The sequence below is a fragment of the Collinsella sp. SGI.095 genome (genome assembly GCF_050314535.1).
Taxonomy (GTDB): domain Bacteria; phylum Actinomycetota; class Coriobacteriia; order Coriobacteriales; family Coriobacteriaceae; genus Collinsella.
Genome location: NZ_JBNPNG010000032.1, coordinates 1 through 7,245, shown reverse-complemented (window position 1 = coordinate 7,245; position 7,245 = coordinate 1). Strand labels below are relative to the sequence as shown.

Annotated in this window: 6 protein-coding genes; all 6 read left to right on the top strand. The window is 55.9% G+C overall.

Going from position 1 to position 7,245, the window contains the following annotated elements; all coding sequences use genetic code 11:
• Positions 1-159: 159 nt before the first annotated feature.
• Positions 160-1,503, top strand: coding sequence for an LPXTG cell wall anchor domain-containing protein (locus tag ACQRCA_RS08130; RefSeq protein WP_427719848.1), 1,344 nt, complete (start codon positions 160-162; stop codon positions 1,501-1,503).
• 90 nt (positions 1,504-1,593) lie between these two features.
• On the top strand, positions 1,594-2,685 hold the full coding sequence (locus tag ACQRCA_RS08125; protein WP_427719847.1) for an SDR family NAD(P)-dependent oxidoreductase: 1,092 nt from the start codon (positions 1,594-1,596) through the stop codon (positions 2,683-2,685).
• Between the two features lie 398 nt (positions 2,686-3,083).
• Positions 3,084-3,311: a hypothetical protein gene (locus ACQRCA_RS08120; RefSeq protein ID WP_427719846.1), complete on the top strand. Its 228-nt coding sequence runs from the start codon at positions 3,084-3,086 to the stop codon at positions 3,309-3,311.
• A 188-nt stretch (positions 3,312-3,499) separates the two neighbouring features.
• On the top strand, positions 3,500-4,108 hold the full coding sequence (locus tag ACQRCA_RS08115; protein WP_427719845.1) for a hypothetical protein: 609 nt from the start codon (positions 3,500-3,502) through the stop codon (positions 4,106-4,108).
• A 407-nt stretch (positions 4,109-4,515) separates the two neighbouring features.
• The gene (gene ptcA / locus ACQRCA_RS08110; protein WP_427719844.1) at positions 4,516-5,586 is read left to right on the top strand and encodes a putrescine carbamoyltransferase; all 1,071 of its coding nucleotides are present in this window, start codon (positions 4,516-4,518) and stop codon (positions 5,584-5,586) included.
• Positions 5,587-5,852: 266 nt separating this feature from the next.
• On the top strand, positions 5,853-7,245 hold a 1,393-nt coding region (locus tag ACQRCA_RS08105; RefSeq protein WP_427719843.1), incomplete at its 3' end, for an APC family permease.

Genomic DNA, 7,245 nt, shown 5'->3' with positions numbered 1-7,245 from the left:
AAAAGTAACAAATATGATTTATTAGAGAGGTAATTACATTCAAACGACGCATAGCCAACAAAGATTCGGTTATTCTTTACCAAATCGAAAAAACGCAGCAACACACTGTACGTCGTGTTGCGTTTTACGTTGGTTCAATTCGATGCGATTGGAGCAGACATGAGCTTCATGGATGCCAAATTCTCCAAATGGGGAGAGGTCGAAACTGCAGTTCTCTCCCAATCGCTTGCGAAAAGATTTGCGAGGGTGATGCTGGCGGCAGTGCTGGCAGCATCTTTTCTGCCCGTCGCAGCTTTCGCTGATACGGGAGGCGACTCCGAGCTTAAGGGAATAAAAGGCAAAACAGACCCGATTTTTTGGTATGAAATAACGAGCTATCAAAACTTGACAAAAAGGTCAAGTTATGTTTGGAGCTGGGAAAAGGACGGCGAAACTGGAGCTATCACTGTAACGGAAACGGATGATCCATCTCGCGTTACTGTGACGGGAACTGAAATCGGCAGCGTGATTTTGAAGGTTTCGGGAGGTGATTTGGATGAAGAGACAATTCGAATCGAGATTAGAAAGCGTACCGTACGTTTGTCTTCCTCGTATGGCGAAAAGATCTATGACGGCACCCCTCTTACTGTCACAGGAATTAGTGAAGATGGGGAGGGTTGGATTTCTGCTGACAGAGACAGAGTTAAATACAAGATGACCGGTTCTCAGACGAATGCTGGCGAATCGGATAATACGTTTGACGTAGAGTTTCCTTCAGGTAGTGAGGAATACTTCAAGGAACACTACGCTATTACCATTAGTTATGCTCCATTGAATGTCGCACAGCGTCCGGTCACCCTGACCTCCGCGAGTGGTTCGAAGGAGTACGACGGCGAGCCCCTGACCAATCACAAGGTCACCGTTGGGGAGGCTGCCCGGGATACTGGTTGGGTCGATGGCCAAGGTGCCACCTATTCTTTCACCGGCTCGCAGAAGATCGTCGGCTCCTCCGAGAATGCATTCGAATGCATCCCCAACGAGGGAACCAATCTGGACAACTATCAGATCAACAAGACGTACGGAACCCTGACCGTTGCCGACCGTAGCGAGAAGCACCAGATCACCCTCACTCCCAATTCCAAGTCCGTGGCCTACGACGGCACCGAGAAGTCCGTATCCGGTTTCGAGGCCCTGGAGTTCCATATCAATGGTCAGACCTTCTACGTTTCCGGCGTTGAGGCTTCTGCAACGGGCACCGATGCAGGCGAGTACCCTGTCAAGGTTTCCGGCCAAGCTGTCGTCATCGATTCCGATGGCAATGACGTGACCGGCCAGTTCACCGTGGACATCGACGATGCCAAGCTGACCATCGTCGGGGTCGACTCCAATAAGTCTGCATCCAATCTCCCTCACACCGGCGATAGCGCCGCCCTCTATGCAATGGGCATCTGCGGCGTGGCGATCGCTGCCGGTGCTGGGGCGCTCTTCACGTTCAGAAAGCGCAACAACTATAAACAACTATAAATAAGCACGGATACCATTGGTGCAGCTCCATTGAAATGAAGCGCTAAGATAATCAGAAAAGGCACCTTCCCGTCTGGGAAGGTGCCAACCTTGTGCGCCGAGCATGGCATGTCAGAGAGCAAGCGTTTTGTTGAGGGAGTAAATTGTTTGCCAGCAGCCTCTGACCATGCTAAATCTGTCTACTATTCAAACAGAAAAACGAGCAGCTCAACATATTTTCCTGCAGAAAAGAATACGGCAGTGCACGCAACGCGGCCGGCCCCTTCCCTTCCTGCCGAAATCCACACGCCTGCCATCCGCTTTTTCTATGCAAATATTCACAAACACGCAAAAAAGGAATACAAATACCTTATCGATTATTTGAACGAGAAAGGGAACACAATGGGTAGACTCGAAGGCAAAGTTGCTATCGTAACGGGTTCCACCAGCGGCATTGGCATCGGTATCGCAAAGGTATACGCAGCCGAGGGCGCAACGGTTGTTATTAGTGGTCGTCGTGCCGAAAAAGGCCAAGTTGTAGTTGATCAAATTGTTGAAGCAGGCGGCAAGGCAAGCTTCCACTATTTCGACATTACCGAACCAGCAAGCATCGAAGCGCTTATTGCAGACACTGTAGAGCAATACGGCAAGCTCGATATTTTGGTAAACAATGCAGCAAACGTTGCCCTCAAGGACGGTCGTGTTGACGAGCTCACCCTTGAAATGTGGGACGCTATTTTGGAAAGCGACCTGCGCGGCACCTTCTATGCAACGAAGTGCGCTATCCCCTACATGAAAGAAATTGGTGGCGGCGCAATCGTAAACATTGGCTCTATGGCATCATGTGCAGGCGACTTAGGTTCTACCGCTTATGCATGCGCCAAGGCGGGCGTAGACATCTTCACGCAATACGTTGCCTTGCAATACGGCAAAGACAACATCCGCTGCAATTGCATCCGTCCAGGCTTGATTGTTACGCCAGAAAACGAGGCGAAGGTTCCTCAGATGCTCAAAGATATCTTCTTGGGTAGCATCATGGTTAACCGCTACGGTTGCCCCGAAGACATTGCTCATGCAGCCGTATATTTTGGCTCCGATGAAAGTACCTACACCACGGGACAGATCATCAACGTTGACGGCGGCATGAATTCGCACGCTCCAACCGTTGCTCAGTTCCGCCAGATGAATTCCCGCACGTGGTAATTCGTACAGGCGAATAGACCAGTACGAAAGCGCGAACGCGAGAATGCGGAAAGCGTGGACGCGTGAACGTGCTAGAGTGTGAAAGCGCGAAGGCGCGCATGACTGAATGCGCGAAAGCACACCACGCACGCAAAAGATTTCTTGCAGATAGAATCTACATGGCCACCCTTTGCGGGTGGCCATGTTTTTTGTGCAGGCAATCTGTTGGCTAAGGCTTATAGGACAAAATGTGTGTCCACGTTGGGGGCATCGGCGCAGGTCGACGTCCCTTTTTCAGCCGTATAAATTCCGTGCCCGCTTTTAACCGCTCGGATAGAATGTGTGTCCGGTTGCCTATCGTTCCCGCAGGCAGATAACCTTTTCCGGAACCGTTAAAAACCCTTTCGGAAGAGGTGCCCATGAAGACCGTCTATTGCCCCTACTGCGGCGGGCGGGCCTTCAGGCGCAGGACGGCCGAGTTCCGGGAGGTCTGGCCCATGCCCGAGTGCGTCGACGAGGTCCACAGGGTCGTCTTCGTCGACGGCATATACCTCGCCAGGGGCCTCGTCGTCCTCATCGCGCGGTTGCGAAGGTGTGGCCGCAAACCATGGTCCAGCGCTGCCTTTGGCATGCTTTCTCCCAGGTGAACAGGCACATGACTAGCAGGCCGAGGCTGAGGGCGGGGATGCTTCGTGGTCTTGATGGGGTGGGTGCCTGGTTCGAAGGAGGCAGAATCTGGTTTGGTGGTGCTGAAAAGTAACAAATATGATTTATTAGAGAGGTAATTACATTCAAACGACGCATAGCCAACAAAGACTCGGTTATTATTCACCATATGGAAATAGAGTTTGTAGGTTCTCAGACCGATTGTGGCACATCGAAAAATGCGATTCGTGTAACGCTCGACCCGTCTATTGCCGAATACTACAACATCGTGAAGAACGAAGGTAAATTGACGGTCGAAAAGCGTCCGGTAACACTGACCTCCGCGAGTGGTTCCAAGGAGTACGACGGCAAGCCCTTGACCAATCACAAGGTCACCGTTGGGGAGGCTGCCCGGGATACTGGTTGGGTCGATGGCCAAGGTGCCACCTATTCTTTCACCGGCTCGCAGAAGATCGTCGGCTCCTCCGAGAATGCATTCGAATGCATCCCCAACGAGGGAACCAATCTGGACAACTATCAGATCAACAAGACGTACGGAACCCTGACCGTTGCCGACCGTAGCGAGAAGCACCAGATCACCCTCACTCCCAATTCCAAGTCCGTGGCCTACGACGGCACCGAGAAGTCCGTATCCGGTTTCGAGGCCCTGGAGTTCCATATCAATGGTCAGACCTTCTACGTTTCCGGCGTTGAGGCTTCTGCAACGGGCACCGATGCAGGCGAGTACCCTGTCAAGGTTTCCGGCCAAGCTGTCGTCATCGATTCCGACGGCAACTGAGCGGCCGCAAGAGGGCCGGGCTCTGAGAGGCTGGGGGTCGGTGCGGCTATGCGGCCGCCCCCTACGGGATCAGCCGTCTACGTATTCTTGGGCGTCGGGCGCGTCGGTTCCTTAGAACGGAGGCGCAAGGTGTTGACAACGGCGCACAGGGCGAAGAAACCAGTTCAATATCAATCCGTCTAGGCGTTAGGACTAGCTAGGATTAGTTAGGATTAGCTAGGATTAGCCAGGGTAAGGTGTGCGGTGAGCTAATGTAATCTGGAAATAATCCTGGTTATTTCTTCTCAAAACTACGGGTGCGCCCCATGCTGTGTGGCGCAAGGGAGCGTCTCGCTCATTTTGGGGCGCTTCATGGGGGCGCGGTCCGCAAGGGGCGGTCCGGCCAACGAATTTTGAAGGAGATTTCAATGGTCAAGGATTACATCGACACCAACGACTTCACAAAAGAAGAGCTGCTCGGCATGGTAGATCTGGCCATCGCCATGAAGGGGCTCATCAAGGAGGGCGGCGAGTACCCGCACCTGCTGAAGGACAAGACCCTCGGCATGATCTTCCAGCAGGTGTCCACCCGTACCCGCATCTCCTTCGAGACGGCCATGACCGACCTCGGCGGTCACGCCCAGTTCTTCGGCCCCGGCTCCATCCAGCTGGGTGGCCATGAGTCCATCGAGGACTCCGGCCGCGTTATGGGAAGCCTCGTCGACATCCTCATGGCCCGCGTCGATCGTCATAAGGATGTAGTGAGCTTGGCGAAGTACTCCGCGGCCCCCGTCATCAACGGCATGAGCGAGTACAACCATCCCACCCAGGAGCTCGGCGACCTCATGACCATGATCGAGAACTTGCCCGCCGGTAAGAAGATCGAGGACTGCAAGTTTGCCTGGATCGGCGATGCCACCCAGACCTGCGCGTCGCTCATGTTCATCTGCACTAAGATGGGCATGGACTTCGTGCAGTTCGGGCCGAAGGGGCATCAGATTCCTGACGGCTGCCTGCATATAGGCACCGATGAGGAGCGCGCCGAGTTCGGCAAGCATCTCATGGCTATCGGCGAGGAGAACTGCAAGGTCTCCGGCGGCACCATCACCATTTCCGACGACATTTCCTGCATCGAGGGCGCCGACTTCGTGTACACCGATGTGTGGTACGGCCTCTACGACAGTGAAGTCTCCAGCTCCAGCTACATGGATGTGTTCTATCCGAAGTACCAGGTGACCTGGGATATGATGAACGTTGCCGGTCCGAACAGCATGTTCATGCACTGCCTGCCCGCCAACCGTGGCGAGGAAGTCGTCGACGAGGTCATGGACGATCCCGAGCGCTCCCTGTGCTGGGTCGAGGCCGAGAACCGCAAGCACTCCATTCGCGCCATCCTGGCCACTCTGTGTCCCCAGAGCGAGCCCGACGAGCAGAAGGCCGCGGCATACCGCGCCACCATCAATGAGCGCATGGCGGCCCTCGGTAAGCACGGTCTGTAAGACGTATCAGGTCGGGCGAGCTACGGCTCGCCCGCCTTCGCAGGAGATGGGCGACCTCATGGCCATCGGCGGGGAGAACTGCAAGGTCTCCGACGACAACCGAGTGCATCAAGGGCGCCGACTTCATCTACACCGACGTGTGGTATGGCCTGTACGATGCTTTCTGATGGGCGGCAGCAGATGCTTGTCTGTTGCTGCCCATCATCTGCGCCACTGCGCGTAAGCACTGGCGCCCTGTCTGAAAACGACTGAGCAAAGGATTAAATATGAGTGACGGAAAGAAAAAGCTTTCCTTCCTGACGGTCATTTCGACCATCATCTGCGTCGTCTTCGTTTGCGAGGCCGCCGCTCCTGCTGCTGCCATCGGCAACCAGCAGTTCTTCTGGTGGATCTTCCTGATCCTGACCTTCCTGCTCCCTTACGGCATGGTCGTCGCCGAGCTCGGCACCACCTATGACGGCGAGGGCGGCATTTACGACTGGGTACGCGATGGCCTGGGCGACAAGTGGGGCGCCCGCATCTCGTACTACTACTGGGTCAACTACCCCCTGTGGATCGCCTCGCTGGCGACCATGTTCCCCGACATCCTGGGCATGGTCTTCGGCGTCGAGTTCAACCTGATCGCCAAGATGGGCATCGAGCTCGCCTTCGTGTGGATCGTCTACCTCATGGGCCGCTCCAAGGCGGCCGACTCCGAGTGGGTCCTCAACGGCGGCGCCCTGATCAAGGTCGCCGTTGCCGTCATCGTCGGCGCCCTGGGCATCTGGTATGCCATGGAGAACGGTTTCGCGAGCGACATGTCCGCCGCCACCTTCCTGCCCGAGCTCACCAACACCAACGCCCTGGGCTACCTGTCCATCATCATCTTCAACTTCATGGGCTTCGAGGTCATCTGCACCATGACCGATGACATGGCCGATCCCGCTCGCGATATCCCCAAGGCTATCGTCGGCGGCGGCGTGGCTATTGGCGCCATCTACCTGTTCGCCGGCTTCGGCATCGGCGCCGCCATCCCGGCCGACTCCATCGACCCCGACTACGGCATGATCGTCGCGGTCCAGACCATGGTGGGCGATTCCGTGCTCTTCAAGGTCATCTGCATCGCCTTCCTGATCACCCTGTTCGCCAACATGGCCGCCTGGTCCTTCGGCGTCAACTCCGTCGCCCGCTACGCCGCCGAGCACGGCAACATGCCCAAGGTCTTCGCCTCGATGGTCTCCGAGGACGACATGCCCAACGGCGCCAACCTGGTCAACGCCGTCGTCGCCTCCCTGGTCCTCTGCCTGCAGCTCGTTCCCGTCGACGCCATCTCCAACGGCGTCTTCTGGATGCTCTTCGGCACCTCCGTCGTCTTCCTGCTGCTCACCTACATCCCGATGTTCCCGGCGTTCCTCAACCTCCGCAGGAACGACCCCGACCGCGAGCGCATCTTCACGTTCCCGTTCAAGGGCGCGATGATGAAGGTCATGCTGGCCATCCCCTGCATCGAGCTGATCCTGGCCATCGTCGCGACGCTGGTGCCGTTCTCCGCCGCCGAGGTCGGCGAGAAGGTCCCGATGATCGTCATCTTCATCGTGCTCGTGCTCATCGGCGAGGTCGTCCGCGTCGTCAGCGCCAAGGGCCGCGAGACCGAGTACAAGGGCCTCACCCCCGAGCTGT

Bases quoted from the DNA above. Each gene is read 5' to 3' on its own strand.
- ACQRCA_RS08130 (WP_427719848.1), top strand. From the start codon at position 160: ATGAGCTTCATGGATGCCAAATTCTCCAAATGGGGAGAGGTCGAAACT.
- ACQRCA_RS08120 (WP_427719846.1), top strand. From the start codon at position 3,084: ATGAAGACCGTCTATTGCCCCTACTGCGGCGGGCGGGCCTTCAGGCGC.
- ACQRCA_RS08115 (WP_427719845.1), top strand. From the start codon at position 3,500: ATGGAAATAGAGTTTGTAGGTTCTCAGACCGATTGTGGCACATCGAAA.
- ptcA (WP_427719844.1), top strand. From the start codon at position 4,516: ATGGTCAAGGATTACATCGACACCAACGACTTCACAAAAGAAGAGCTG.